Consider the following 25,815-nt stretch of genomic DNA (forward strand, 5'->3'; position numbering starts at 1 on the left):
ATGCTGCAATGCAACAAGAGCGCTGTCAACGCGTGGCGGGACCGGGAAAGCAGCGCTTAACGTCGCCGCGCGCAGCCCAGCGCCGCCGCATCGATGGCGGTGGCGGCACCGCTCAGGGCATAGCGATCGGTAAAGCGCCCGCCGGCCCGCGCCCGGCCGGAGATGCTCATCGTCCGATTGGTGCGCATCGCGGCGATGATCGCCGCATCGCTTGCTGGGTCCACCGCCCAGACATCCGCCTCGGACCCAACCAGCGCGAATTGCCTGCCGCCGAGGGACAGAACCGCGTGCGTATCCTTGGCCAGTTGATGGCTGAGGCGAATATTTACCTGCCCGCGCAGCCCGGCGCGAGGCCAGTAGCCAATGGCGGCAAACGGGCGCCAGGGCGAGGCTTCCCAGCCCCCGGCCATCGGCTGGGCCATGGCAAAGCAGCGCTGAGCGTTCGGATCCCGGAACGCGCCCCAGCCCTCGAACACGCCGAGCACATCCCGCGCCCGCGCGCTCCCGGCCGCGGCAAGCGCGGCGCCGATCAGCAGCAGAGCGAGCGCGCGGACAGGGCGAGTGAGCGTCATGCCGCCGGACAAAGCGTAACGCGCCCGCGAACACAAGACAGCGCCGGGTGGACACGCGCTTTTTTCTCGGGGCGACTTGCCCCATGCGGCAATTTCGATAAGGAATGAGGCTCCAAGAGCGGACTCCTTCGCTCCGACTCCATCAACCGGATAAGAAACGGACACCAGAGGGATGAAGGCCACCATCGAACGTGCGACGCTCCTGAAGAGCCTCGGCCATGTCCAGTCGGTCGTGGAGCGGCGCAACACGATCCCGATTCTCTCCAACGTGCTGATCGACGCGACCGGCGACGGCGCCATCAAGCTGATGGCCACCGACCTCGATCTGCAAATCGTCGAGAATGTGCAGGCGCAGGTGGAAACGCCGGGCGCCACCACCGTCTCCGCCCACACGCTGTTCGACATCGCGCGCAAGCTGCCCGAGGGCAGCCAGGTCCGCCTGGAAGCTGCCGAGGGCAAGATGCTGGTGCAGGCCGGGCGTGCCCGCTTCAACCTGCAGACCCTGCCGCGCGACGACTTCCCGATCATCGCGGAAGGCGCGCTGCCCACCAGCTTCGAGCTGCCGGCCGCCTCGCTCATCCAGATCATCGACAAGACGCGCTTTGCCATCTCCACCGAGGAGACGCGCTATTATCTGAACGGCATCTTCCTGCACGTCGCGGAAGACCCCGCCCCGGTGCTGAAGGCCGCCGCGACCGACGGCCACCGCCTCGCCCGCGTGACGGTCGTGCGCCCCGATGGTGCCGAGGGCATGCCGGACATCATCATTCCGCGCAAATGCATCGCCGAGCTGCGCAAGCTGCTCGACGAAGTGGATGGCAGCGTGCGCATCGACCTCTCGCCCACCAAGATCCGCTTCGACCTTGGCAATGCGGTGCTGACCAGCAAGCTGATCGACGGCACCTTCCCGGATTACAGCCGCGTGATCCCGACCGGCAACGACAAGCTGCTCAAGATCGATCCGCGCAGCTTCGAGGAAGGCGTGGACCGCGTGGCGACTATCGCCACCGAGAAGACCCGCGCCGTGAAGATGGCGCTGGAGAAGGACAAGATCACCCTCTCCGTCACCAGCCCGGAAAACGGCACTGCCGCCGAGGAAGTGCCCGGCGACTACAGCGCCGCGCCCATCGAGATCGGCTTCAACGCCCGCTATCTGCTCGACATTCTCGGACAGGTCGAAGGCGACTCGGTTGAAGTCCACCTCGCCGACGCCGCCGCGCCGACGCTCATCCGCGAGAATGAGAAGGCGCCGGCGCTTTACGTGCTGATGCCGATGCGGGTCTGATCCCGCGCACCAAGCTTATTTGGGATTGCCCAGCACCGAGAGGGCCGCGACCGACAGGCTGCGTATGGCCGTTGGGATGGCGCTTTCGGCGTCCGGCAGGAAGTAGGGCGAGTGGTTTGTCGGGAGCGGCTCGCCACGCTTGGCATAATCCGCGATGACTGACGGCAGATAGCCGCCGACACCCAGATAGACCGAGCGCATGCCGCTGGCTGACACCAGTTCCGAATAATCCTCGCTGGCCGAGCCGCCCGGCGCGCTGGCCGCGATCAGCGCAATGTCGTCCCACCCCGCCGTGCGCAGGGCAGCTGCGGTTTTTGCAGCGAGATCATCGTCATTGATGACTGATGCCGCGCCCCTGCTGTGATCGATCACCGGTTCGGGCGCCTGCGACATGGTCGCGACGGAGAGTGCCGTGCGCTTCACGCCCTCGACCAGCTGCTCGCGCACCTCCGGCGAGAAAGAGCGCAGCGTCAGGGCCAGCGATGCCGTGTCCGGGATGATATTGGCCGCCGTGCCCGCCTGGAACGAGCCGACCGTCACGACCCCGAATTCAAACGGATCCTTCTGCCGGCTGACCACGGTTTGCACATCCATCACGAAGCGCGCACCCAACACGATGGGATCGATGGTGCGGCTCGGCATCGAGCCGTGACCGCCCTTGCCCTTGAAAGTGATCCGGATGGTGTCCGAATTGCTGGTAAAGGCACCCTGCTTGACCACGATCCGCCCGACGGGATCATTGCCGACATGGGCCGCAAAGCCGTAATCGGGCTTGGGGAAGCGCGTGAACAGGCCGTCCTCGACCATCTTGCGCGCGCCCTGCCCGCTTTCCTCGCCCGGCTGCGCGACAAACAGCATCGTCCCGCGCCACTGGTCCCGCATGGCGAGCATGGCTTTCGCCGTGCCGACCCACCAGGCCATGTGCAGATCATGGCCGCAGCTATGCGCGACGAACGTGGTCTTGCCTTGATACTGCGCCTCACGGGTGCTCGCGAAGGGCGACTGGCTCAGCTCCTTCATCGGCAGGGCATCCATGTCGGCACGGATCAGCACCACCGGCCCCTCGCCATTGCGCAGCACGGCGACGACGCCGGTCCCGCCGACCTTCTCGGTGACCTCCAGCCCCAGTTTGCGCATTTCCTGCGCCAGCCGCGCGGCCGTGCGGGTTTCCGCCAGGCTCAGCTCGGGATTGGCGTGCAGATCGCGATAGAGGGCGATCAGGTCCGGCGTGCTCTGCTTGATGGATTGCTCGATGGCGCCGGTCGCTCGCGCATCCACGGTGGCTGCCATGGCCGGACTGGCCAGCGCCGACAGGGCAAGGAGCAGCGCGAGAGGGGATTTGAGCATGGCATCTCTCCGGAAAGCAGGAGGCTGGGTGGCACGAAGCGGGCCGGAGCATAGACATGGGTCTGGGCGAGGTGAAGTTGAAAGTTATGCAGAAGATGCATACTAGTACACCCGCAGCGGACGGGATGCGCTGATCGGAAAGGACCATGACCATGCAAGAGAGTGCCCACGGCAGCCACGGAATGGTCACCGCACCTCATCATCTGGCCAGCGAAGCCGGCCTGTCCATCCTGCGGGATGGCGGCACGGCCATCGAGGCGGCGATTGCCACCGCCGCCTGCCTCGCCGCGGTCTATCCGCACATGACGGGTATCGGCGGGGACGGTTTTTGGCTGATCCACGAGCCAGACGGCCGGGTCTGGGCCATCGATGCCTGCGGGCGCAGTCCTCTGGCGCTTGGCGATGATGTCTATGCCGGCCTGTCGGCCATTCCCTGGCGCGGACCGCTCGCCGCCAATACCGTGGCGGGCACGGTCTCCGGATGGGATCTGGCGCGGTCCTCGCTGTCCTCTTCCCTCCCGCTGAACCGCCTGCTCGCGGACGCCATTGCCCATGCCGAACAGGGCGTGACGGTGACCGCTGGCGGCGCCGAACTGGCCGCGAGCAAATCGGACGAGCTGACAGGCGTGCCGGGCGCCTATCGCACGATCTTTGAGCCGGAGGGCCGCCCGCTGCGCGAGGGCGACACGCTGCGCCAGCCGCAACTGGCCGAAACGCTGAGGATGCTGGCCAAGGACGGGCTGGACAGCTTCTATCGCGGCGCGCTGGCCGAGCGAATCGCCGACGATCTCACCCGGCTCGGCAGTCCGGTGACGGCGCAGGATTTGGCGGCCCACCGCGCGACCTCGCCTGCCCCACTCTCCGTGCGACTGCGCGACGCCACGCTCTACAATACCGCCCCGCCGACGCAGGGCCTCGCATCACTGCTGATCCTCGCGCTGTTCGACCGGTTGCCGGCGGAACAGGGCGAAAGCTTCGCCCATCTGCACGGGCTGGTCGAGGCGACCAAGCAGGCCTTCCTGGTCCGCGATGCGCATGTCGGCGACCCGGCCTTCATGGAGATCGACCCGCAGGCGCTGCTCAATGACGCGGCCGGTCTGGACCAGATGGCGCAGGCGATTGACCCAGCGCAGGCCATGCCGTGGCCGCGCCCCTCGGCCCTCGGAGATACCTGCTGGTTCGCCGCCGCCGATGCCCGCGGGCAGGTGGTGAGCTGCATCCAGAGCACCTATTTCGAGTTCGGCTCGGGCCTGGTGCTCCCGCAGAGCGGCATCACATGGCAGAATCGCGGCTGCTCTTTCCGCCTCGCCGACGAGGGCTGGAATGCCCTTAAGCCCGGCCGCAAGCCGTTCCACACCTTGAATCCCGCGCTAGCGCATTTCCATGACGGCCGGGTGATGGCCTATGGCACCATGGGTGGCGAAGGCCAGCCGCAGACGCAGGCCGCTTTGTTCAGCCGCTATGCCCGCTTCGGCGTGCCGCTGCAGCAGGCGATCTCCGCACCGCGCTGGCTGCTCGGCCGGACATGGGGGGAAGAGAGCACATCACTCAAGCTGGAGGACCGCTTCGACCCGGCGCTTTATGCGCAGCTTCGCGCGGCGGGGCATGAGGTGGAGCTGGTCGCACCGATGACGGCGATGATGGGCCATGCCGGCGCCATCGTCCGCCATGCCGATGGGCAGCTGGAAGGCGCGAGCGATCCGCGCAGCGACGGCAAGGCGGCGGGCTTCTGAAGTCAGTCCGCGCGGGAGCGTCCGTCAGTGGCCGCTTCCCTGCAGCGAGACATGGGCGGAGACGATGCGCCATCCCTCCGACAGCCGCGCCCAGCTCTGGCTCTGGCGGCCGATGACCTCGCCGCCGATCCGCTGGAACTCGACATTGGCGGTCGCGAAATCATCGCCGAAGGTGGTGATCTCCATCCGCCGGATCGTGCGCGGCGGCGAGCCGCCCGCCCGCGCCTTGCGGAAGGCGAGGATTTCCTCGATCCCGTACAGGCATTCGCCAACGCCATAGCGCACCGCGCGCGGCGACTGCCAGAACATGCCATCCAGCATGGCGATGTCATTGTCTCCCAGCGCACGTTCGTAGCGATCCACCAGCGCGGTCACTTCCGCGAGGATGGCGGCCTTGTTGATCTCCATCACGCGCGCTCCTGCCCGGCGACGGCATCGAGACCCGCGATCAGGGCCGACGAATCGGTCGCGAAGCCAAAGCACTGCTTCACATTGTAGAGCGTCGCCTCGGCGCAGAAGGCGGGCGAAGTGGTCGCCGCGCAATCGGTGAGCAGCACGCAGTCATAGCCCAGGCAGTTCGCGTCGATCAGCGTCGCCAGCACGCACTGGTCGCTGTTCACGCCCGCGAACAGCACCGTATCGACCCGCAGATTGCGCAGGATGCTGTCCAGCGGCGTATCCCAGAAGCCGGACATGCGATATTTGGAGACGCATATGTCCTGGGACGCGATCGGCAGTTCGTCGACCACGGCGGCCGCCCAGCTCCCTTCCTCCAGAACCGGCGCCCCGTTCGCCAGCGGATCGCCAAGGCCGGTGCCGGTGCCATCCGGCTTGTAGACATGGAGAATTGAGGGGCTCAGGTTCATCTGGTCGGGCCGGTTGCCCCAGTTAAGCCAGACCACCGGAACGCCCTCATCCCGCAGGCGCGGCAGCAGCGCCTGCAACGGCGTGATGGGCGAGCGCGCGGCGGAAATATCCACGCCGATCGAGGCCAGCCAGCCATCGGGGTGGCAGAAGTCGTTCTGCATATCCACCACGACAATCGCCGTGCGCGCCAGATCGATCTGCAGATTCTGTGGCGCGGCAGCGCAGGCGACGACGCGGCGCGGCTGCTCCGGCTGCGCGAGAATGGCCTCCTGCGCATTCACCTGCCACGCGCGGCGCGGCGAGCTGCCGAGGCGATGATAGGGGGCTGTCTGGTCCGGCATCATGCGTTTCCTGAGAGAAGAGCGATATCGCTGGCATCGAGATCGACCGGAAAGCCAGAGCGAATCAGGTCGGAAAAGCCCTCGTCCGGCGTCATGACCGTCAGCGTATAGAGCTTGCCCGGCCCGGTATTCTCGATGACATGCAGGCCGCCGGGCGGCAGCAGCATGGCGCTGCCCCGGCTGAGCGACACGCTGGCTCCATCGCAGGTCGCCCGCCCTTCCCCTTCCAGCACATAGAAGAACTCGAAGGCGGCCTTGTGACTGTTCGGCGGTGTCTTGCCGCCGGGCTCGAAAATCTCGACGACGCACACATGTTCGAAGCCGGGCACGGCCTTATCATGCAGGATGACGAAATAGTTGGTGTCGGTCGGCGCGATGCGAAACGCCTGCAGTTCGGTCGCACGGGAGAGATAGACGGCGGGATTCATGCGCGGGACTCCGGCAAGGGGTAGCGGCTAACATCGGCAAGCAGACGCGCGAGGCCGCGCCCGGCATGGTCGAGGCATTGGGCGCCGTGATCGGCATTGGCGAGGCTGGCATTGCCGATCGCCCCGTCCGGATTGATGTCCTGCGTCATCCAGCCAATGCCCACCGCGCCCTCGAGCCGAAGCTCATCATAATCGCGCGCAATCGCCGGGCCGGTAGAGGGGAAATCGGCCATCAGCTCGCGCTTCACCTGATCGGGACGCAGGTGGAGCATCATCGAGCTTTCTACCGCGCCGGCATGAATGCCATGATGCAGCTCGTCCTCGCTGAACAGGCCCTCCGGCACGCCAAAGCCATAGGTGCTCGCGGAGACGGCCAGAGCACCGTGGCGCACCCGCAGTTCGCGGACCAAAATCTCGACAAGCTGTGGCTGCCCGCCGTGCGAGTTCAGCACGACGATCTTGCGGAAACCGGCGCGCAGGACGGACTCGGCGATATCGATCCAGTAGCGCAGCAGCGTCTCGGTCCCCACCGTCAGCGTGCCGGGGAAGGCCATATGCTCATTGCTCTTGCCGATGGCGAGCATCGGCAGCGCGACGACGCGCACGCCGGTCGCCAAGTGACGCGCCGCTGCCGCAACGACACCCGCATTGATATCGGCATCGACAGAGACCGGCAGATGCGGCCCGTGCTGCTCGATGGCGGCGACCGGCATGAGGGCAACATCGCGCGTGGCATCCACCGACTGGAAGTCGCGCGTCGTCATATCCTGCCAATATTCAAGCATTGCCTTTATTCCTCAAAACCGCAGGAACGCTGCAGGACGCACCCGCGCCCGCCGCTGTGTTTCTGCCCTATTTCGGCGACCCAATCTACGACCCGCACGCGCAAATCCGAGATTCCCCTCTTCTCTTAGTAAGCAGTTTATGTATAACTACTGCTCGACCGAGCGCAAGGATGATCGCGATCCGCCCCGGCGCCGCGCAGGATTGAAACGGAATTGAAGCCTATGAACTTGAATGGTCTGATCGCCGCACTGAAGGGGCCGAAGGTCATCACCGATGCCGCAGCGGTGCGCCGGATGAGCAGGGACTATTACTGGTACAGCCCCATCCTCAAGCGCCAGCTCGCCGACGTGACCGGCGACGTGCTGCTGGAAGCGCATTCCGAAGCCGACATTCTGGAAATCGCAGCAGCCTGCTATGCTCATGACGTGCCGTTGACGGTGCGCGGCGGCGGCACCGGCAATTACGGCCAGGCCATGCCGATCCGGGGCGGCGCGCTGCTCGACATGCGCGCGATGGATCAGCTCCTCTGGGTGAAGGACGGCGTGTGCCGCGTGCAGGCCGGCAAGCGCCTCATCACGCTCGATCAGGAACTTGCCGAGCATGGCTATGAAATGCGGCTGCACCCCTCCACCCGCACTGTCGCGACCGTGGGCGGGTTCATTGCCGGCGGATCGGGCGGCGTCGGCTCGATCAACTGGGGGATGTTGCGGGAGACCGGCAACATCCTCGGCGCCCGGCTCGTGACGCTCGAAGCCGAGCCGCGCGTGCTGGAGCTGCGCGGCGCCGACATTGCCAAGTTCAACCACAGCTACGGCGTCACCGGCATCATCACCGAGCTGGAACTGCCGCTCGCCAATGCGCAATTGTGGATCGATGCGGTCGTCACGTTCGACGATTTGCTGAGCGCCGCCCGCTTCGGCAAGGCGTTCGCCGAAAGTCCGGGTCTGGTGAAGAAGCAGTGCGGGGTGATGGCCCCGCCCATTGCTCACACTTATTTGCGCCCGATCGCGCAATATGTCCGCGCGGATGAAGCCTGCGCGCTGGTGATGGTCGCCAGCCAGTCCTGGGAGGGGTTCGAGACGCTCGTCGCCGCTCATGGCGGACGCATCGCGCACGATAGCCGCACCGCGCCTGCCACGGGCAAGCGCGTGCCGCTCTACGAGCTGTGCTGGAATCATACGACGCTGCAGGCGCTCAAGGTCGATCCGACGCTGACCTATTTGCAAACGCTGCTGCCGGCCCAAAATTGCGTGGAACTGGCCGACGAACTCCAGCGCCATTTCGGCGACGAGGTGATGTTCCACCTCGAGTTCACCCGCAGCGGCCCGACCGTGAGCTGCTCAGCCATCCAGATGGTGCGCTTCACCACCGAGGAGCGACTGAACGAGATCATGGCCTATCATGAGCAGCGCGGCTGCCGTCAGTTCAACCCGCATGTCTACACCATCGAGGAAGGCGGCATGAAGCAGGTCAACCATGTCCAGTTGGCCTTCAAGCGGGAAGTCGACCCCAAGGGCCTGCTCAACCCCGGCAAGATGCTGGCCTGGGACAATCAAGACGCGCTCGCGGAAATCTGAAAGAAGGAAGGTTGCATGGTTTCGGTTGCGAATAATGAACTGATGACGCGTGTTGGCCCCGGTACGCCGATGGGCACCGTCATGCGCCAATATTGGATTCCGGCCTGCGCCTCGTCAGAGATCGCCGCAGACGGCGCGCCGCTGCGCCTGATGCTGCTCGGAGAGAAGCTGCTGGCCTTCCGCGATAGCGAGGGCCGGGTCGGCGTGATGGACCATCGCTGCCCGCACCGCTGCGCCTCGCTCTTCTTCGGGCGGAACGAAAAGGGCGGCATTCGCTGCGTGTACCATGGCTGGAAGTTCGACGTGAACGGCAAGTGCCTGGACATGCCGAACGTCTCCGAAGCCGACGCCGCCAAGTTCCAGCCGCGCGTCCATGCCAAGGTGTATCGCACCGCCGAGCGCGCCGGCGTGGTGTGGGTGTATATGGGCGAGCGCGAAACGCCGCCGCCCCTCCCCTGCATCGAAGCCACGATGCTGCCGGATGCCGAACTGCGCGTGACGCTCACACAGCGCGAGTGCAACTGGCTGCAGGCGCTGGAAGGCGACATCGATACCAGCCACTTCGGCTTCCTGCATGTCGGCAGCGTGGCCGACGAGGACGTCGACGCGACCAATATGCACAGCGTCGCGGTGACCAAGCGCGCGCCGGACTTCAAGGTGACGGATACCGACTGGGGCACGATGGCTGGCGCCTATCGCCCCTCTGCCGATGGCGAGGGCCTCTACTGGCGCATCTGCCAGTATATCTTCCCCTTCTGGGCACTCTTCCCGGATGGCACCTTCTCGGACAATGTGACCGCCAATGCCTGGGTGCCGATGGATGACAGCCACACCATGGTGATTAACTTCGCCTGGGTGAAACGCACTCAGCCGCTGCGCACCACGGTGGATGGCAACACCATTGCGGGCCTCGAATTCCGCCACAACTTCCTGCCCAACAGCAGCGACTGGTTCGGCCGCTGGAAGCTCGCCCAGAATGCCGAGAATGACTATGAGGTCGATCGCACCGCGCAGAATGAGGTGAGCTTCACCGGTGTGACCGGCATCACCCTGCAGGACCAGTATATCACCGAGAGCATGGGCGACATCGTGGACCGCTCCAACGAGCATCTCGTCACCAGCGATCTGATGATTATGCAGACCCGCAAACGCATCATCAAGGCAGCCCGCGCGCTGCAGGATGCCGGCACAATGCCCCCCGGCGTGGACGATCCCGAGATCGTCAATGGCGCACGCGGCGGCGCCTATAATGCGCCGGCCGATGCGGACTGGATGGAAGAATATCAGGCCCAGCTCGCCGCGGCCATCGGCCCGGCGCGGGGATAATCGAACATCGGAAAACAGGCGGCGCTCAGTTCAAGCTGAGCGCCGCGTCCAGCAGATTGCGCATCAGCATGGCGCGGGTCATCGGCCCCACCGAGCCGTGGCGCGGCGTCACCCAGCCGGCCACCTGCGCGACATCCTCGGCAATGTCCGACACCATCTGCCCGTCGACATAGGTAATCCCGACGCCCATGACGCAGGCGCCGGGCCGCACCATATCGGCACGCACAAGATCGGGCTGGCCGGCTGCGGCGATGATAACGTCGCTGTCGCGCAGCACGGGCGTCAAATCCACTACGCCGCGATGAAGCACGGTGACCACCGCATCGACATCCCTGTCGGCCAGCATCATGGCGAGCGGCCGACCGACCAGCAGCCCGCGCCCGATGATCGCGACGCGGCGCCCGGCGAGAGGTACGTCATATTCACGCAGCAGAGCGAGGATCGCGCTTGGCGTGCAGGGCCGCAACGCCGGTTGACCGGCCAGCATCCGCCCCAGATTGAGGGGGTGGAGCCCGTCCACATCCTTGTCCGGGCTGATCGCCTCGATCACCGCGCCGGCATCGATGTGCGCAGGGAGCGGCAGTTGCACGATCAGCCCATGACAGGCGGCGTCGCGGTTGAGGATGTCGATCAGCGCCAGCAGATCGGCCTCCGAGATGCTTGCGGGGAGATCGATTTGGCGGGAGGAAAAGCCAAGCGCCTCGCAATCCTGATGCTTGCGCGAGACATAGGCCCGGCTTGCCTCATCATCGCCCACGAGAACCGTGACGAGGCAGGGCCTGTGCCCCGCCCGCACGAACGCGCTCTCGTCCGCCATCGCCTTGATCCGTGTGCGCCATGCTGCCGCAGTGGCATCGCCGTCGAGAATCACAGCCATCAGCGCAGGCCGACCGAAGGATCGATGAAGCGGTTGGTCACCACATCCTGCGGCTTCACATTCGGCTTGGCGCGAATGTCGAGATAGGGCTTGAGCCGGGAGAGGAGCACAGCGCTGCGGGCCATGTCGAAATCGCCCATAGTCTTGTTCGGACCGTTGCCGACGATGCCGCGCGAGAGCGAGACGGCAGAGGCTGCTGCCAGCAACTCGCGCGAGGTCTTCCACCAGGGCGCCGCGAAGCCGCCCTCGTTGAACCGGTAGATGACGTCGTTCACCTCGCCCGGCGCGCGGATATAATCCACCTGCGCGCGCTGCAGCAGCGGCACCAGACCCTTGAGGCACGGGGCCAGCTCGTTGAGCCGGTTTGTCGCGACCGAGACCATACCGGGATAAAGCGGATAGCCCATGTCCGAGAGCAGCAGGAAATCCACCGACTTGTTCCAGCGCTTGCCATGGGCGAACTGATAGCCCTCGCTCGTGATGCTGCCCTGATTGAGCCAGCGCCCGCGGTTAAGGACGAAGGTTTCGGCATCGCCATTATAGCCTTCCTGCACCGCATCCTTGGGCAGGCCGTTATTGATGAGATAGCGCCCGAATGTGCGCCGGGTTGTAGAGAGGTAGATCTTGCCTTTCCCCGACCGTGCGAACGCCCGCAGGTCCGCTACCGACTTAAAACCGCGCGGATAGGTCGCTCTATCCCAGAACAGACCCATGGGCGATTTGTCGAGCATCGCCACCACGCCCGTAGCCGGGAAGCGGCGCGAGAAGATGAAGGCATTGTCCTGATCGACCAGCGCCAGATGCGGACGCAGGCCAGCGCGACTGTTGCCCATGTAGAGCGCGGAAAACGGCGTCTCGGCATCGCCAAGGCCGATGCCCTTGCCGCCCACCAGAATCAGCAGGTCGGTCCCGGTCGCGCCGAGCGGGCCTTGATAGCGCCCCTGGCTCATCTTCCCGGCGCCACCGATCAGCTGGAACAGCCCGCCATGCTCGGCCTGCGGCAACCAGTCGAGCTGCACGACGACCGGATTGGGGCAGACCTTGGCCAACGGTGTGCGGTAATGCTCCCGGGCGAAGGTGCCCTGGGCCACTGGCGCGGCCTGCGCGCCCGCGCCGAGCAAGGCCAGCGCGGCCAACACGGCATGACGTGCCCGCTGCATCATCCCTTCGCCCCGGCCGAATCGTGCCAGTGAGAGAAGAGCCGGTCGCCGAGCCAGCCAAAGAACAGATAGACGCCGATCGACATCACTGCCGAGACGATGAGTGCCGCGTACATCTGCTCGTAGAGGAAATCGATCTTCGAGTTGACCAGCATCTGGCCCAGCCCGCCATCGCCCGAGACGAAGAACAGCTCGGAGACGATGGCGCCGATCACCGCGAGGCTCGCCGCAATGCGAATACCGGCAAAGAGCGATGGCAGCGCGGACGGGATGCCCGCCTTGAGCAACGTCGTGCCCCAGCCTGCTCCTTCCAGCCGGAACAGCTCCCCAATGCCCTTGTCGAGGCTCTTGAGGCCGAGCAGCAAAGTCGTGGGAATGGCGAAGAAGGTAAACAGGGCGACGATCAGCACCTTGGGCAGGAAGCCGAAGCCGAGCAGCGACTGGATAAGCGGGATGATCGCCAGCACCGGGATCGACTGCAGCACAACCAGATAAGGCGCGACGGCCCGCTCGATCCAGAAGGAGCGGAACATGAGGACGCCGAGCAGCATCCCGCCCGGAATCGACACGGCCAGACCCGTGAGCGCAATCTGCGCCGTCACGCCGGCGGCACGCAGCAGTTCCGCGCGCACGGCGGCTGAAGCGAAGGCGCCTTCCCAGATCTCGCTGGGGCCGGGCATCAGGAACTGGCGATACTCCTCAAGACCGGCGCGCGCATAAGCGTAGCAGGCCGCGAGCAGGAGGCCGAGCAGCAGCGGGGGCAGCAGTCGCGCGACCCAGCGGGCAGCGGGACTGGCCTTTGTGCGGGCAGCGCGGGGCGGAAAATAGGTCGCTTTGGTCATTTCACACCTCCCGATGCATCCCGCAGCGCCGCCGAGAGCGTGCCGCACAATTCCGCAAATTGCGGCGAGAAGCGCACCGCGTCATCGCGCGGAAACGGGAACGGGATGTCGTAGGCGCCGACAATGCGGCCCGGTCGCGCAGACATCACGATGACGCGGGACGACATGAAGACCGCCTCCGACACGGAGTGCGTCACGAACATCGCGGCGAATTGCTGGCGCAACTGCAGGGTCTGCACTTCATCGTTGAGCCGCTCGCGCGTGATCTCGTCCAGCGCGCCGAAAGGCTCGTCGAACATGAACAGCGTGGGATCGAGGGTCAGGGCGCGGGCCAGCGACACGCGCATCTTCATGCCCCCCGAAAGGTGCTTGGGATATTGCTCCTCGAAGCCGCTCAGGCCGACCAGCGCGATCTTCTCCTGCGCCACCCGGCGCCGCTCCTCCCGCCCGACGCCGCGCAATTCCAGCAGAAGCTCGACATTACGGCGCACCGTGCGCCAGGGCAGCAGCGTCGCATCCTGAAAGGTGAAGGCGATGTGAGAGCGATCCGCATGAAGCGCCCCGTCGGTATAGTCGATCAGCCCGGCGGCGATGCGCAGCAAGGTGGACTTCCCGCAGCCCGAGGGGCCCAAAATGCTGATGAATTCGCCGGGGCGAATATCGAGATTGATGCCCCGCAGGGCCTCCACGCCAGTCCCGAAGGTGAGAGAGACATCTTCGAAGGAGACGACCGGCGCGGCGGCGTCGGCCGCGCCCTGGTTCGGGTCAACGCGGCGATCGCCCATGGTCAGAAAGCCAGCATTTCTTTGCGGACCTTCGCCAGGAACTTGGCCGCGCGCGCTTCCGTCATGTTATTGATCCCATAGAGGGCGAGGTAATCCACCTTCACCTTCTTGTTGCACACAACCCGCAGGAAGCGCGTGGCATTCGAGCGCGGCGGATCGAACAAGTAGAGTGCCCGGAGCCGGTCGACGCCATAGGTCGTCACGCTGGTCAGCTTGCGGATGTTGGCGAGCCCGGGCATCAGCTTGCCATCCACCATCTTGAACGAGACATCGGGCAGGAACACCCGATCGAAATAGCCCTTGAGCATCGCAGGCCAGCCGAAATTCCAGACCGGGTGGCAGAGCACCACGGCATCGGCCGCCTGCAGCCGGTCGACATAGGGCTTGATGCGGCGTTGGTTGATCGTGACGTCATGATAGATCGTCCGGTCTTCCTCATTGAGGATCGGATCGAAATTCTCCGCATAGAGATCCAGATCATCGACCTCGTGCCCCGCCTCGATGAGGCTGGAGACGACCGTGTTGTGAATGTCGACCGCGAGGCCCGTCTTCAGCGGATAGGCATATATGACATGAACTTTCATGCCGATAGTTATACATAAACTGCTTACTAAGACAAGACCGCCGCTTGGCCGCCCCTCTATTTTTTAGCACTGTTTTTCAAAAACTTATCCGTTAAGGCCGCCGAGACGTGCGGCAGCGCTAAGACGGAAAATACACCGGTAGCGCCGATGAGTCTCCCGCGTCGTCCTCATGCGTCCGGCTTGGCGCTGGACAGGAGGTAGGCGCTCAGCATCTCCTGGGCGTGGCGCCGGCGCTCCGATTTCCAGCGCTCACTGTGCAGGTTGGCGCTGAAGATCGCCGAGAGCGTGTAGACATTGGACAAGTGGAAGTAAGACAGCGCAACCATCGACACATAGAGTTGCAGCGGATCGATATCCTCGCGGAACACCTTCTGCTCCACGCCCCGCGCGAGCGTCTCCTTGATGGCGTCCATCAGCGGCGAACTCAGCGTCGGCGCGCGCATCGAGGTGGAGAGATAGGCGCCCTGCTGCAGATTTTCCCCGGTCCACAATGAGATGACATGCGGGTTGGCCGCAAAGTGCGAATAGGTGAAGTTGAACAGCTTCATCATCGCCTCATACGGTTCGAGGTTGGCGAGATTCAGCGCCGCTTCCTTCTTGCGGATGTCCTCATACACATGATCGAGCACGAAGACGTAAAGCTGCTCCTTGTTGCCGTAATAATGGTAGATCATCCGCATGTTGGCGCCGGAGCGCTGCGCGATTGAATCGATGCGCGCGCCGCTTAGCCCGCGCTCGGCGAACTCCTCGATGGCGGCTTCCAGAATCTTCTTGCGCGTGCCAGCCGCATCCCGCGTGCGACGCAGACCCTTCGCATCGTCGGCCGGTTCAGCGACCTGCGTCCTGGCGGCACGCGCGCCGACAGTCTTCCGCACCGCTGCTTTCGGTCCTCTTACGCTCGGTTGTCTCGCCACGTCCCATCCTCTTCATATGACCCGGCCCACGCCGGCCCCTTGTTGACCCTATCGCGGCCCGGCCCTCAAGCCCCTGCGTGCCGCCTTTGCGCTGCCAGCACGGTATTCGCCAGCAGGAATGCCGTCGTCAGCGGGCCGACACCATCGGGAACGGCCGAGATCACGGCTGCAACCCCGTCGACGGCGGCAAGATCGACATCGCCCCGAATGCGCCGGCTGCCATCTGCCTGCGTCACGAGATTGATGCCGATATCGATGACCGTGGCACCTGCCCGCACATGGCGCGCGCCGATCAGCCCCGCCCTGCCGGCCGCGGCGAACAGCACATCCGCCGTCTGGCAGGCTGCCACCAGATCGCGCGTGTCGATATGCGCGATCGTCACGGTCACGCCGCGCTGGAGCAGCAACTGCGCGAGCGGCCGCCCGACGCTGGCCGAGGCGCCGACCACGGTGGCATTGAGCCCGCGCAGATCGCCCAGCACCTCCTCCGCGAGCAGCACCGCGGCTTGTGGCGTGCAGGGCAACAGGCCGTCCAGCCCCGCCGCTAGCTGGCCGGCGTTAAGCGGGGTCAAGCCATCGACGTCCTTCTGGCTCGAGAGAATTGCAGCGATGTCCGCCATGGCGACGCCGGACGGAAAGGGTGTGAGCGGCAGAATGCCATCGACCGATTGATCGGCATTCAACTGGCGCACCAGCGCCTGCATCTGCGCCAATGAGCCATCGGCGGGGCCGGAGACGATCATGGTTTCGACCTCGGCCAGCCCGGCAAGCTCCTCGATGCGCGCGGCATATGCGCGGGCAGGGGCCGCCTCCCCCATCATGAGCAGCGCCAGACGCGGGGCTCGACCCAGGCTTGCTTGGGCAAGAGCCGAATCTTGCGCCGTTTGCGCCAGCAGGCGCCGGGCGGCAGCGTGGCCATCGACAATCCGCGTCATCGCGCGGTGGTCCTTGGCGCGTGCCCGGAGCGGTTAAGGGTTCGGCGTCTCACGATCCACCTGCACATCATCGGCTTCTTCCGGCTGGATCGATGCGACCGCCGGACGCGCAGAGGGCTCTGCACGGCCAGAACCCTTACATAAGTAAGCATGTTTTGCAAATAAGCCGGGCCAGTTTCGTTAACCTTTGGTTTCGTTCGACAAGCGGTCCGCCAAACGCATCAAGAAGTCCGCACCGGCGCGCAGCTGGTCGATCTCGATCCACTCGTCCGGTTGGTGGGCCTGGAGGATGGAGCCCGGCCCACACAGCACCGCCGGGATGCCGATCTTCTGATAAAGCCCCGCTTCCGCAACGAAGGCCGCGCCGCTCAGCCCATTATCGCCGGTCAACGACCGCACGAAGGATTCAGCGGCGCTGTCCCGATCCAGCTCCAGCGGCGGCGCGCTGGCCAGTTGGGTGATCACAACCCCGCCCTCCGGCGCACGCTCGCGAATGCGGGCATCCAGCGCCTGCGCCGCGGCCCGAAAGCGCGCTTCATAGCCGTCGGCTTCGGCCTCGCTGGGCGAGCGCAGATCCCAGCGGAAGGTGCACTGGCGCGCGAGGATGTTCGCCGCTGTGCCGCCGTTGACGATGCCGACCGAAAGCGTCGTACCCGGCGGGCTGCATGGATCGTCGGCCCGGATCGCGTCCTGCGCCTGCGCATTCATCTGGCCGATCAGGCTCATCAGCTCGACAGCAGCGGCAATCGCGGAGACCCCCTGATCGCGCTGGCTGCTGTGCGCTTCCCGCCCAGTCACCGTCACGTCGAACACCCGCATGCCCTTGTGGACCGACAATATCTTCATGCTGGTCGGCTCACCGATGATCGCCAGCGCTGGCGCCGGGACGAACGCCGTCATTTGATCGAGCAGATGCGGCGCGCCAAGGCAGCCGACCTCTTCATCATAGGTGATCGCGAGGATCAGCGGGCGCTGCAGGGATTGCACCGCCGGCGTGTCGATCAGCGCGAGCGCCAGCGCGATGAACCCCTTCATGTCCGCCACGCCGCGCCCGTAGAGCCGGCCCTCCCTGCGGGTCACCGTCCAGGGATCGCTGGTCCACGGCTGGCCATCGACCGGCACGACATCGCTATGTCCGCTCAGGACAATCCCGCCCGGCACATCCGGCCCGATCCGCGCGAGCAGATTGGCCTTCCCGCCATCCGCATCCTCTACCAGCCAATAGGGGATGTTTCGCTCGGCGAGCCGCGCGGCGACCCAATCGATGAGGGCGCGATTGGATTTGCTGGACGTCGTGTCGAACGCGACCAGCGTTTCCAGAATTTCGAGAGCGTGATCCAGCATCAGTCCAGCTCGCTAAAGTCAGGGAGGGGGGCATCGATGAAGATGCCGTCGCGCATGACCAGCCGGCCCGCGCCGTGGCGTACGAACAGCTCATTATAGCTCTTCGCCCGGTAGAGAACGAGATCGGCGGGCGCACCGGCGACAATCGCCTGCGCCTGCGAGACCAGCGCGCCGGGCGTGGTGGTGACGCTGCGCGGCCAGTCCCCCACCGGATGATCGAGATGCGCGATCCGCACCGCATCCTGAAAGGATTCGAGCGGATTGAAGTCGCCATAGGGATTGTAGGGATCACGGCAATTGTCGCCGCCGATGCAGATGGGAATGTCGCGCGCGGCCATCTCGTGCAGAAGGGTGACGCCGCGCCAACGGGGCGTGCGGCCCGGCGCGCGCGCCTGCAGATAGAGGTTGCAGCCCGGCAGGCTCACCACGGAAAGCCCGGCCCGTGCCATCAGGTCCAGCGTGCGGTCCACCTCTGTCTCGTCCTGCACGGCGAGACTGCAGCAATGGCCGACCATCACCTGCATCCCCCCGCCCCGCCGGTCGGCGAGCGTCGCGACCCGCCGCACGATGTCCGAGGTCGCGTCGTCCGTCTCGTCGGCGTGGAAGTCCAACGCGAGGCCGTATTTGTCTGCCGCGTCGAAGAGCCGCTCAAGGCTGGCATCGACCAGCGGCGAGACATGCGCGAAGCCGCCCAACACGCCGCCATGACGGCGCACGACATCGAGCACCCGCGCGAACCAGACATCGTCCGCCAGCACATCGGTGGAAATTAGCGGCACGGCCTGCAGGTCGATCCGCCCGGCCCAGGCTGCGCGCACCTCCGAGAAAATCTCCCAGCGCTGCTCGATCTGCTCGTTCTGGGAGGCAAGGTGGGTGCGCATCGCGCGCACGCCATGGGCATAGGCACAGCGCAGGCCGAAATCCATGCGCCGGCGCATGTCATCGGGCGTCCAGTGGGTTTCGCGGTCGGCGATGATCGCGCTGGCCGCAGAGCCGAACGTCCCATCGGGATTTGGGGAGCGCGCCCAGATCTGCGTGCTGTCGAGATGCGTGTGCGCTTCCACGAAACAGGGCCAGACCATCATGCGATCCAGGCGGATGTCGCGCCACGCGCTGGGCGTCTCGGCGAGCGACGGCGCGACAAAGGCGATCCGTCCCTGCTCGATGCCGATGTCCGCCGTGACGATCTCCGCGCCGCCCTCAAAAGCCGTGAAGGTGGCGGGCACATGCACGCCGCGCAGGACGAAGGGCTCGCCCGACGCGAGATCGTGCGGAAGCAAATCCTGAGGCGTCATGGCACTTCCTCCAGCACCGGCAACACCAGCCGGCTTTCGGCCAGGTTCAGACGCAGCGTAATCACGCCCGCTTCCTCCACGCCGGCATCCACCGGTCGCGTGCCGGTTCCGGGATTGATGGGATAGGCGGGGAAAGACGCCGCCGAAACCGCCAGCCGCAGGCGAGCCCCGGCGGGTATTGTCGCGCATGTCGGGCGCAAGCGCACAGTGGCAGAGCCGTCGGATGCGACCGCGAAATGGGCATAGCCTTCCGACAGGTGATGGCTGCGCCCGGCTTCATCAACGATGGTGAGGATGCAGCTCAGGTCGAAACTCGGGCAATCCGCTGTCACCTCCAGCGCAGCGACCGTCTCGCCCGCCATCGTCACGGGCGCCGCCATCGGCGGGCTGGTGTAGGTGAGCACATCGGGCCGGGCATCCACATCGGTGCGGTCAACCGGTCCCGGCACCGCGCCGAAGGCCCCGCCCGTGGTCGGCACGGCGCGCCAGGGATCGTGCACCAGATAATCCGCCGGCGCCTGCGTCTCGCAATCCGGCGCCAGAACGCCGTCGCGCTCGTCCAGCGCCGCGCGACCGCCGCTGCCGATCTGCCAGCATTGCTGCTCGCCGGGCCATGCCGGAAAATCCCGCCAGGCTTTGCGCCCCATGTCGAACAGTCGCACGGCGCGGGAGGGCGCAATCGCCTCCCCCTCCCCCTTGAGGTGCTGGTCGAACCACGCCCGTTGCAACTGGTCGATCTCTCCGATGGCCGCCTCGCCAAAGTCCTTGCCGCCAAGCCGCCGGCCCCAGGGGAAATGCGTCCACGGCCCCACGACCAGCGCGGCATCTGCACGTCCCGCTTGCTCATAGGCCCGATAGGCCGCCACGGTGCCGGGAAGATGGGTGTCGTACCATCCCGTCACGAACAGCGCCGGCGGCCCGCTCTGGGTCAGGCGATCCGCATGGGCGGACGGGGAAATCCGCGCCCAATAGGGGTCCGCAAAATCCCGGTCGAGCCAGTCACGATAGAATGGCACATGGCGCGCATGGCGGTGCAGAATGTCGGGCCGCGCATGATTGCCGTGCCCCAAGGCCAGCGCCCGTGCGGCCTGCGCCAGATCGGCAAAGGCGTCGGCATCCCCGGCATGCTTGGCGTTCTGCGCCGCAAGCTGCACTGCCCAGCCAATATTGGCGGCGAGGCAGAAGGCATCGTTCTCATACGCCCAGTCCTGCCGCAAATCCCAGCCGACCATCGTCGGGGCGATCGCCCGGAGCGCAGGCGGCAGCGTCGCCGCAGCGAGGAGCTGGGTCACGCCCTGATAGGAGAAGCCGTACATGCCGACCGCGCCGGTCGATCCAGGCAGTCCCGCAGCCCAGTTGATCGCATCCTCGCCGTCCGCGGCCTCCTGCTCGAACAGTGCGAAGGTGCCCTCAGATGTCCCTCGGCCCCGCACATCCTGAATCACGACGATATAGCCCTGCGCCGCATACCAGGCCGGATGCGCGAAGCAGACCGTCGTCGCGATCCGCCGCCCATAAGGCTGGCGCATCAGCAGCACGGGATAGTCTCCCGCCGGCGCGGGCCGATACACGTCCGCATCCAGCCGAACGCCGTCACGCGTCGTCATGGAGAGCAGTTCAGGGGGGCGCGTATCCATCATCATTTTCGATCCAGCATTCCGGTCCGGCGCGGGGCAGCGCCGCGCCTGTCTTAACCCAAAGGCTAATCGCGATGCAGCAACTGCACAATTGCCTAAGTGAGCAAATTATGCATAAAAGATTCTGCCGGCGCCGACCGGCACCAGGAAACATCTGATTTCCAAAGATTTCAGCCCGCCGGTCGTCCGGACAAGGATCAAATGACGAATACGCAAAAGCAAAACCAGATCAGCGATCGGGACGGAGTGGCCGTTTATGTGGCGGCCGCGCCGGAAATCATCGGCTTGCCGGTGCCGGCCGAATATCGCGAGGGCGTCATTAACAATCTTCACCTCATCCTCGTCCAGAGTGCCCCGTTGCTCGCCCTTGAGCTTGATCCCGCGCTGGAAGCCGCGCCGGTGTTCCGGCCATGACCGATTTTGCAGCAATGGGCGCGGCGCAGATCGCCGGCGGGGTGAATGCCGGGACGTTCAGCGCATCGGATGTGGTGCGCGACATGCTGGCACGCATCGAACGGCTCGATCCGCTGATCAACAGCTGCACGGCTGTCTTTTCCGAGTCGGCCCTGGCTGCGGCAGCGGCGCTCGATGCCGCGATTGCGCGCGGCGAGCCCGGCGGCCCCATGGCGGGCGTGCCGATCGTCGTGAAAAACCTGTTCGACATTGCCGGCGAGGTGACGCTCGCCGGCGCCAAGATGCGCCGCGAGGCCCCGCCCGCCAGCGAAGACGCGACCGCCGTAAGGCTGCTGCGCGAGGCCGGCGCGATCATCGTCGCATCGACCAACATGGATGAATTCGCCTACGGCTTCACGACCGAGAATGATTTCTTCGGCCCGACCCGCAATCCGCATGATCTCGGGCGGCTCGCCGGGGGCTCGTCCGGCGGGGCAGCCGCTGCTGTCGCAGCGGGCCTCGCCCATGTCGGCATGGGATCGGACACCAACGGGTCGATCCGCGTGCCCGCCTCCTTCTGCGGCCTGTTCGGGCTCAAGCCGACTTATGGTCGCCTCTCGCGTGCGGGCACCTTCCCGTTCGTGTCCAGCCTCGATCATATCGGCCCGATGACCCGCAGCGTGGCCGACCTCGCTCTGGCCTATGACGTGCTGCAAGGGCCGGACCCACGCGATCCCGTCTGCTCAACGGCCACGCCCGACCCGGTTCTGGACCGACTTGGCGAAGACACCGATGGGTTTCGCGTCGGCGTTCTGGGCGGCTGGTTCCGCGGCAATGCCGAGGATGTCGCGGTGGAAGCCGTGGACAAGGTTGCCGACGCCCTGAATGCGGATCGCTATGTCGAGCTCGATGAAGCCGAGATCGCTCGCTATGCGGCCTTCGTCATCACGGCGGCCGAGGGCGGCAATCTGCACATCGATGCCCTGCGCCAGCGCCCGGACCAGTTCGATCCGGCGACGCGCGATCGCCTGTTCGCCGGTGCCCTGCTCCCCTCTACCCTCGTCGTGCAGGCCCAGCGCTTCCGCTACCGGTTTCGCGAGGCGGCGCGCCGGGCCTTCGCGCACTATGATGTGCTGCTTGCCCCTGCCACGCCCTGCGCGGCGCTCAAGCTCGGCCAGCAGACCCTCAATCTGGGCGGCAAGGAGATGCTCGCCCGCGCGCATGTCGGCATCTACACCCAACCGATCAGCTATATCGGCCTGCCCGTGCTGACCGCGCCGGTGATGACCAGCGGCCCCATGCCGGTGGGCGTCCAGATCATCGCCGCGCCTTGGGCCGAGGCCAAGATCTTCCAGATCGCGGCGCGGCTGGAAGCAGCCGGCGTGGCTGTCTCCAGCGTGGCACATTGCGCGCCGGTATCGGAAAACGCCTGAAGCTCGGGCCCTGGCATCAGGGGTCGAGCGTCAGGGCTAACCTTCAAGGCTTTGCCGGCTGCTCCACGCGGGGCGGCCAAGGCGTGAGGAACGGCGCGTCCTCGCCATAAGTGAGCTTCCCCTCGGCCTGGAGAAGGCGCACGCGCCCATCCAGATACTCCTTGATGATCGCGATGCGCCCCTTGCGCACCGTGGCGATCCACACGTCGTTGACGACCTGCTTTTCGCCATTCTGGGTCACGCGGAACTGGACTTCCGCCGCCACGCGACCGTTGCGCACGTCGATGTAGAAGGCATCGGCGGGAAAGTAGATGCTGCGGTCGGTCGCAACCTTGCAGAAGCCCTCGAGGTCAGCGAGCGCGGCATCGCGGCCGATCAGGCGGCGGCCGGGATAGGAGAAATCGACATCGTCCGTCAGAATGCGGCGCATGAGATCGGCATCACAATCCGCCCAGACATGGGCGAGATCGAGGATCAGGCGCTGATATTGCGCGCGCGTCGTGCCGCGCGCCTCCATCTTGCCGGTGTAGATGACGCTGGGTTTTGCGGGAGCCGCCTGCTCGGCAATGGCCGGCATCGGGGACAGGACCGCGCAGGCGGCCGCGATCCAGACCCAGCGGCTGCGCGATGCTCGGACAATCCTCATGCCTTGGCTCCCTTCCCGCTGTTTTGGCCCGCCCCATGTGCGGGCGTCTTGCCCCAAAAGTAAATCGCCGTGGTGTCGGCTTGCACTGACACCACGGCGATTGAGCGATCGGATGCGACCCGAGGCTCTAGCTGCCGAAGCGATAGGAAATGCTGCCGCCGATCCAGCGCGGACGGCCCCAGACTTCGGTCGCCATGCCGAGGAATGCGAGGTCGAACGCGGCGGTGCGATAGCGCTTGTCCGTTACATTCTCGGCAAAGACAGCGAGGGTCAGCGAGTCGCTTGCATCGGTCCAGGAGAGGCGGACGTTTGACAAGGCGTAGGCTGCCTCACGCTGGCTGGGACTGTTGAAGGCGTCGAAATACTGCACGCCCTTATAGGCGATGTCGCCCTGCAGACCGAGCGTGCCGCCAAGCACGTTCGGCACGCGATAATTGGCCGTCAGGTTCCACGACCATTTGGGGGCCAACGGCATCCGCCGATCGACCACCGGGCCGTTATTGGCGAGGCCGGGCAGCTGCACGTCGAGCAGCTTGGCATCCAGATAGGTCAGCGATCCACGCAGGCGCAGATTCTGCACCGGCTCTGCCGCGAACTCGGCTTCGGCACCGGTGATCTCGGCATCGCGGTTGAATGTGGTCGAGGAGAGCGACACGCCATCGAACTGGTAGGCTTGGCTGTCCTTATACTGGTAATGGAACACCGCGCCGCTGATGCTGTAGCGATTGTCGTAGGTGGCGAACTTGGCGCCGGCTTCGTAACTGGTCAGCCGTTCGGGGCGGACCGAGATGGCCGAGAGCGGAAGCGACGTGTAACCGACGTTGAAGGTGCCGGCCTTGAACGAGCGCGCCACACCCGCATAGAACAGCTGCCCGCGCTGCGGCGCCCAGCTCAGCCGCGCCGTGAAGCTCGTGCTGTCATCGTTGCGCTTGGCGAGATCGCCGACCGTGGTGGTGTTGAACACCGGTCCGGTGTCCGTGTTGTTGAGGTCGTATTCCTTGTCTTCCTCGGTATAGCGCACGCCGCCCGTCGCGGTGAGGGTCGAGGTCAGCGCATAGTCGACATTGCCGAAGATCGCCCAGCTCTCGCTGTCCAGATCATAATAGACCGGACGGCGCGGACCGGCGGCGGCCGAGGTGGTGCGGCGCTGATAGCCGTTCACATTATAGTCGAAATAATAGAGGCCGGTGACCCAGGTGAGCGGCCCGTTCACGCCCGCCAGGCGCAGCTCCTGCGAGAACTGCTCGGCGCGCGGGTGGACTTCGGTCGAGCGTGCACCGGGCGTTGAGTCGCTGTCGAACGCCGCGTCCTTCTTGCCCTTCTCGAAGCCGGTGATGGAGGTCAGCTCGGCAAAGCCGAGGTCCGCCTTGATCTTGCCGATGGCGGTGAACTGCTCCGAGCGCATATAGGCATCGAAGTTGGTGTTCGTCTCCAGCGGCTTGCTGTCGCCATAGCCGAAGGAGTCGACGCCGCCCGGATTGCGGGTGGAGAGGCCCGTCACCGGGTCCTGCGTCACGGCAATGTGGGTGAACATGTTACCCGCTTCATTGTCGTTCTTGTAATATTGCACGAACAGCTCGGCGCTCAGATTGTCCGCGAACTGGTTCGACAATTGCCCGCGAATGGCGCTGGCGTTGAGCGCGTTGCCGTCTTCCCCGCCCGGGAAATTGTTCTTGATGTAGCCATCATAACGGTGGCGGAAGACGCTGACGCGGCCCAGCAGGTTGCCGAACAGCCGGCCGCTGATCGCCGCTTCGGCCTGAACGCGATTGCGCTCGGCGAAGGTGACGGACACATGGCCTTCCAGCTGCTCGGTCGGCGCTGCGGCAATGAAGTGGATGAGGCCGCCGGTCGCGTTGCGGCCATAAAGCGTGCCCTGCGGACCGCGCAGCACCTCGATGCGGCTGATGTCGAACATCTGGGAATCGAGACCCATCAGGTTCGCCTTGTAGAACTCGTTCACATAAACGGCGGACGGGCTCTCATTGGTGTCGGCAAAGTCGCGCATGGCGACGCCGCGCAACGAGATGAACGGGAAGTCGCCGTCGCCCGAGTTCTGGCCGATGGAAAGGCCGGGCACCAAGCGGGCGAGATCGAGCGTGCTCGACGCGCCGGATTCAGCGGCCTGCGCGCCGGACACGACGCTGAGGCTGATCGGCACTTCGGTGACGCGCTGCTCGCGATGCTGGGCGGTGACGATGATGTCGCCACCTTCGGCGGTGTCTGCGGCATCGGCAGCCATCAGCGGCGCGCTCGTCGAAGCCAGAAGAAGGGCGAGAAACGCTTTGTGGGACATCGTCAAAGATGCCTCGGGCTTGCGTGCAAACAACATTGTGGGCTTCCTCCAGATAAACCTGTCATGCCCGCAGGCCAGAGCTCACATCGGTTACCGCCTCGAGCCCACGCGCAGCGTGAGCGATGTTTATCCTGTTGAGCCCTCCCCGTTCGGCGTTGGTATGTATGCAGAGCGTGCTTACTTATGTAAAGAGGGTCGTGACGATTTTTTGACAGAGGCTCAAATGTGCGGCGCCTGCGTGGATCAACCTTCAAAGGGCGGTTTTATCGAGGTTTCACGAGATCCGAACGATCACGAACCAAAGCAGGCGACGACCACCGGATCAAATCGAAGTGTCTTAGCGCGACGCCTGCGCCAGCCGAGTCGCCGCAACGGTGAGACCGGTGCGGGCATGTATAATTAGGGATCAAAG

At 65.3% G+C, this 25,815-nt stretch carries 25 protein-coding genes; 7 read left to right on the forward strand and 18 right to left on the reverse strand.

From position 1 onward, the window contains the following. Nucleotides 1-56 precede the first annotated feature (56 nt). Nucleotides 57-572: a hypothetical protein gene (locus M2333_RS09955; protein ID WP_264611640.1), complete on the reverse strand. Its 516-nt coding sequence runs from the start codon at nucleotides 570-572 to the stop codon at nucleotides 57-59. Nucleotides 573-744: 172 nt separating this feature from the next. On the opposite strand from M2333_RS09955, the gene dnaN reads away from it, so the two are divergent. Further along, nucleotides 745-1,857 (forward strand): DNA polymerase III subunit beta, encoded by a 1,113-nt coding sequence (gene dnaN / locus M2333_RS09960; protein ID WP_181558834.1) that lies wholly within the window; start codon nucleotides 745-747, stop codon nucleotides 1,855-1,857. Nucleotides 1,858-1,872: 15 nt separating this feature from the next. Here the strand turns inward: dnaN and M2333_RS09965 are convergent, their stop codons facing one another. Then, nucleotides 1,873-3,204 carry an amidohydrolase gene (locus M2333_RS09965; protein ID WP_264611641.1) on the reverse strand — a complete coding sequence of 444 codons (1,332 nt, stop codon included), beginning with the start codon at nucleotides 3,202-3,204 and terminating at the stop codon, nucleotides 1,873-1,875. A gap of 152 nt (nucleotides 3,205-3,356) precedes the next feature. On the opposite strand from M2333_RS09965, the gene M2333_RS09970 reads away from it, so the two are divergent. Continuing rightward, on the forward strand, nucleotides 3,357-4,937 hold the full coding sequence (locus M2333_RS09970; RefSeq protein WP_264612606.1) for a gamma-glutamyltransferase family protein: 1,581 nt from the start codon (nucleotides 3,357-3,359) through the stop codon (nucleotides 4,935-4,937). A 24-nt stretch (nucleotides 4,938-4,961) separates the two neighbouring features. On the opposite strand, the gene hpxZ is transcribed toward M2333_RS09970, so the two are convergent. Genes hpxZ through M2333_RS09990 form a run of 4 tightly spaced genes read right to left on the reverse strand, consistent with a single transcriptional unit; the run spans nucleotide 4,962 to nucleotide 7,358 of the window. Then, nucleotides 4,962-5,345, reverse strand: coding sequence for an oxalurate catabolism protein HpxZ (hpxZ, locus tag M2333_RS09975; RefSeq protein WP_264611642.1), 384 nt, complete (start codon nucleotides 5,343-5,345; stop codon nucleotides 4,962-4,964). Further along, nucleotides 5,345-6,145, reverse strand: coding sequence for a cysteine hydrolase family protein (locus M2333_RS09980; RefSeq protein WP_264611643.1), 801 nt, complete (start codon nucleotides 6,143-6,145; stop codon nucleotides 5,345-5,347). The genes hpxZ and M2333_RS09980 overlap by 1 nt, the downstream gene beginning before the upstream one ends. Then, nucleotides 6,145-6,573, reverse strand: a complete 429-nt coding sequence (locus M2333_RS09985; RefSeq protein ID WP_264611644.1) for a cupin domain-containing protein — start codon at nucleotides 6,571-6,573, stop codon at nucleotides 6,145-6,147. Before M2333_RS09985 ends, M2333_RS09980 begins: the two co-directional genes overlap by 1 nt. Continuing rightward, complete coding sequence (locus tag M2333_RS09990) at nucleotides 6,570-7,358, reverse strand: creatininase family protein (RefSeq protein ID WP_264611645.1); 789 nt, start codon at nucleotides 7,356-7,358, stop codon at nucleotides 6,570-6,572. The genes M2333_RS09985 and M2333_RS09990 overlap by 4 nt, the downstream gene beginning before the upstream one ends. A gap of 222 nt (nucleotides 7,359-7,580) precedes the next feature. Between M2333_RS09990 and M2333_RS09995 the strand changes: the two genes are divergently transcribed. Together M2333_RS09995 and M2333_RS10000 are read left to right on the forward strand one after the other, a co-directional pair. Beyond that, nucleotides 7,581-8,936: an FAD-binding oxidoreductase gene (locus tag M2333_RS09995; RefSeq protein WP_264611646.1), complete on the forward strand. Its 1,356-nt coding sequence runs from the start codon at nucleotides 7,581-7,583 to the stop codon at nucleotides 8,934-8,936. A gap of 42 nt (nucleotides 8,937-8,978) precedes the next feature. Further along, entirely contained in the window at nucleotides 8,979-10,262 is a 1,284-nt protein-coding gene (locus M2333_RS10000; protein WP_264611647.1) for a Rieske 2Fe-2S domain-containing protein, read from the forward strand. Between the two features lie 25 nt (nucleotides 10,263-10,287). Here the strand turns inward: M2333_RS10000 and M2333_RS10005 are convergent, their stop codons facing one another. From M2333_RS10005 to M2333_RS10050, 10 genes are all read right to left on the reverse strand, one after another. Continuing rightward, nucleotides 10,288-11,139 (reverse strand): bifunctional 5,10-methylenetetrahydrofolate dehydrogenase/5,10-methenyltetrahydrofolate cyclohydrolase, encoded by an 852-nt coding sequence (locus M2333_RS10005; protein ID WP_264611648.1) that lies wholly within the window; start codon nucleotides 11,137-11,139, stop codon nucleotides 10,288-10,290. Beyond that, complete coding sequence (locus M2333_RS10010; protein WP_264611649.1) at nucleotides 11,139-12,302, reverse strand: hypothetical protein; 1,164 nt, start codon at nucleotides 12,300-12,302, stop codon at nucleotides 11,139-11,141. Before M2333_RS10010 ends, M2333_RS10005 begins: the two co-directional genes overlap by 1 nt. Further along, nucleotides 12,299-13,141 (reverse strand): ABC transporter permease, encoded by an 843-nt coding sequence (locus M2333_RS10015; RefSeq protein WP_181558826.1) that lies wholly within the window; start codon nucleotides 13,139-13,141, stop codon nucleotides 12,299-12,301. Before M2333_RS10015 ends, M2333_RS10010 begins: the two co-directional genes overlap by 4 nt. Further along, entirely contained in the window at nucleotides 13,138-13,926 is a 789-nt protein-coding gene (locus tag M2333_RS10020; RefSeq protein WP_264611650.1) for an ABC transporter ATP-binding protein, read from the reverse strand. Before M2333_RS10020 ends, M2333_RS10015 begins: the two co-directional genes overlap by 4 nt. Nucleotides 13,927-13,928: 2 nt before the next feature. Further along, nucleotides 13,929-14,510 (reverse strand): NAD(P)H-dependent oxidoreductase, encoded by a 582-nt coding sequence (locus M2333_RS10025; RefSeq protein ID WP_264611651.1) that lies wholly within the window; start codon nucleotides 14,508-14,510, stop codon nucleotides 13,929-13,931. 167 nt (nucleotides 14,511-14,677) lie between these two features. Continuing rightward, nucleotides 14,678-15,385: a TetR family transcriptional regulator gene (locus tag M2333_RS10030; protein WP_264572161.1), complete on the reverse strand. Its 708-nt coding sequence runs from the start codon at nucleotides 15,383-15,385 to the stop codon at nucleotides 14,678-14,680. A gap of 104 nt (nucleotides 15,386-15,489) precedes the next feature. After that, on the reverse strand, nucleotides 15,490-16,359 hold the full coding sequence (locus tag M2333_RS10035) for a bifunctional 5,10-methylenetetrahydrofolate dehydrogenase/5,10-methenyltetrahydrofolate cyclohydrolase (protein ID WP_264611652.1): 870 nt from the start codon (nucleotides 16,357-16,359) through the stop codon (nucleotides 15,490-15,492). Nucleotides 16,360-16,539: 180 nt separating this feature from the next. Beyond that, a complete protein-coding gene (argE, locus tag M2333_RS10040) occupies nucleotides 16,540-17,703 on the reverse strand; it encodes an acetylornithine deacetylase (protein WP_264611653.1) in 1,164 nt (387 codons plus the stop codon). Then, the gene (locus M2333_RS10045) at nucleotides 17,703-18,998 is read right to left on the reverse strand and encodes a cytosine deaminase (protein WP_264611654.1); all 1,296 of its coding nucleotides are present in this window, start codon (nucleotides 18,996-18,998) and stop codon (nucleotides 17,703-17,705) included. The genes argE and M2333_RS10045 overlap by 1 nt, the downstream gene beginning before the upstream one ends. Continuing rightward, nucleotides 18,995-20,635 carry a CocE/NonD family hydrolase gene (locus tag M2333_RS10050; RefSeq protein WP_264611655.1) on the reverse strand — a complete coding sequence of 547 codons (1,641 nt, stop codon included), beginning with the start codon at nucleotides 20,633-20,635 and terminating at the stop codon, nucleotides 18,995-18,997. The genes M2333_RS10045 and M2333_RS10050 overlap by 4 nt, the downstream gene beginning before the upstream one ends. A 99-nt stretch (nucleotides 20,636-20,734) precedes the next feature. On the opposite strand from M2333_RS10050, the gene M2333_RS10055 reads away from it, so the two are divergent. Next, nucleotides 20,735-21,049, forward strand: coding sequence for a DUF4089 domain-containing protein (locus M2333_RS10055; RefSeq protein WP_264611656.1), 315 nt, complete (start codon nucleotides 20,735-20,737; stop codon nucleotides 21,047-21,049). After that, complete coding sequence (locus M2333_RS10060; protein WP_264611657.1) at nucleotides 21,046-22,461, forward strand: AtzE family amidohydrolase; 1,416 nt, start codon at nucleotides 21,046-21,048, stop codon at nucleotides 22,459-22,461. Before M2333_RS10055 ends, M2333_RS10060 begins: the two co-directional genes overlap by 4 nt. A gap of 43 nt (nucleotides 22,462-22,504) precedes the next feature. On the opposite strand, the gene M2333_RS10065 is transcribed toward M2333_RS10060, so the two are convergent. Continuing rightward, nucleotides 22,505-23,107, reverse strand: a complete 603-nt coding sequence (locus M2333_RS10065; protein ID WP_264611658.1) for a nuclear transport factor 2 family protein — start codon at nucleotides 23,105-23,107, stop codon at nucleotides 22,505-22,507. Between the two features lie 127 nt (nucleotides 23,108-23,234). Then, nucleotides 23,235-25,403: a TonB-dependent receptor gene (locus tag M2333_RS10070; RefSeq protein ID WP_264572153.1), complete on the reverse strand. Its 2,169-nt coding sequence runs from the start codon at nucleotides 25,401-25,403 to the stop codon at nucleotides 23,235-23,237. Here M2333_RS10070 and M2333_RS10075 point away from each other — a divergent pair. Next, entirely contained in the window at nucleotides 25,393-25,806 is a 414-nt protein-coding gene (locus tag M2333_RS10075) for a hypothetical protein (RefSeq protein WP_264611659.1), read from the forward strand. The genes M2333_RS10070 and M2333_RS10075 overlap by 11 nt on opposite strands. Nucleotides 25,807-25,815: the final 9 nt, after the last annotated feature.

It is taken from the genome of Sphingobium sp. B11D3B (assembly GCF_025961735.1).
Taxonomy (GTDB): Bacteria; Pseudomonadota; Alphaproteobacteria; order Sphingomonadales; family Sphingomonadaceae; genus Sphingobium.

Bases quoted from the DNA above. Each gene is read 5' to 3' on its own strand.
- M2333_RS09955 (WP_264611640.1), bottom strand. From the start codon at position 572: ATGACGCTCACTCGCCCTGTCCGCGCGCTCGCTCTGCTGCTGATCGGC.
- dnaN (WP_181558834.1), top strand. From the start codon at position 745: ATGAAGGCCACCATCGAACGTGCGACGCTCCTGAAGAGCCTCGGCCAT.
- M2333_RS09965 (WP_264611641.1), bottom strand. From the start codon at position 3,204: ATGCTCAAATCCCCTCTCGCGCTGCTCCTTGCCCTGTCGGCGCTGGCC.
- M2333_RS09970 (WP_264612606.1), top strand. From the start codon at position 3,357: ATGCAAGAGAGTGCCCACGGCAGCCACGGAATGGTCACCGCACCTCAT.
- hpxZ (WP_264611642.1), bottom strand. From the start codon at position 5,345: ATGGAGATCAACAAGGCCGCCATCCTCGCGGAAGTGACCGCGCTGGTG.
- M2333_RS09980 (WP_264611643.1), bottom strand. From the start codon at position 6,145: ATGCCGGACCAGACAGCCCCCTATCATCGCCTCGGCAGCTCGCCGCGC.
- M2333_RS09985 (WP_264611644.1), bottom strand. From the start codon at position 6,573: ATGAATCCCGCCGTCTATCTCTCCCGTGCGACCGAACTGCAGGCGTTT.
- M2333_RS09990 (WP_264611645.1), bottom strand. From the start codon at position 7,358: ATGCTTGAATATTGGCAGGATATGACGACGCGCGACTTCCAGTCGGTG.
- M2333_RS09995 (WP_264611646.1), top strand. From the start codon at position 7,581: ATGAACTTGAATGGTCTGATCGCCGCACTGAAGGGGCCGAAGGTCATC.
- M2333_RS10000 (WP_264611647.1), top strand. From the start codon at position 8,979: ATGACGCGTGTTGGCCCCGGTACGCCGATGGGCACCGTCATGCGCCAA.
- M2333_RS10005 (WP_264611648.1), bottom strand. From the start codon at position 11,139: ATGGCTGTGATTCTCGACGGCGATGCCACTGCGGCAGCATGGCGCACA.
- M2333_RS10010 (WP_264611649.1), bottom strand. From the start codon at position 12,302: ATGATGCAGCGGGCACGTCATGCCGTGTTGGCCGCGCTGGCCTTGCTC.
- M2333_RS10015 (WP_181558826.1), bottom strand. From the start codon at position 13,141: ATGACCAAAGCGACCTATTTTCCGCCCCGCGCTGCCCGCACAAAGGCC.
- M2333_RS10020 (WP_264611650.1), bottom strand. From the start codon at position 13,926: ATGGGCGATCGCCGCGTTGACCCGAACCAGGGCGCGGCCGACGCCGCC.
- M2333_RS10025 (WP_264611651.1), bottom strand. From the start codon at position 14,510: ATGAAAGTTCATGTCATATATGCCTATCCGCTGAAGACGGGCCTCGCG.
- M2333_RS10035 (WP_264611652.1), bottom strand. From the start codon at position 16,359: ATGACGCGGATTGTCGATGGCCACGCTGCCGCCCGGCGCCTGCTGGCG.
- argE (WP_264611653.1), bottom strand. From the start codon at position 17,703: ATGCTGGATCACGCTCTCGAAATTCTGGAAACGCTGGTCGCGTTCGAC.
- M2333_RS10045 (WP_264611654.1), bottom strand. From the start codon at position 18,998: ATGACGCCTCAGGATTTGCTTCCGCACGATCTCGCGTCGGGCGAGCCC.
- M2333_RS10050 (WP_264611655.1), bottom strand. From the start codon at position 20,635: ATGGATACGCGCCCCCCTGAACTGCTCTCCATGACGACGCGTGACGGC.
- M2333_RS10060 (WP_264611657.1), top strand. From the start codon at position 21,046: ATGACCGATTTTGCAGCAATGGGCGCGGCGCAGATCGCCGGCGGGGTG.
- M2333_RS10065 (WP_264611658.1), bottom strand. From the start codon at position 23,107: ATGAGGATTGTCCGAGCATCGCGCAGCCGCTGGGTCTGGATCGCGGCC.
- M2333_RS10070 (WP_264572153.1), bottom strand. From the start codon at position 25,403: ATGTCCCACAAAGCGTTTCTCGCCCTTCTTCTGGCTTCGACGAGCGCG.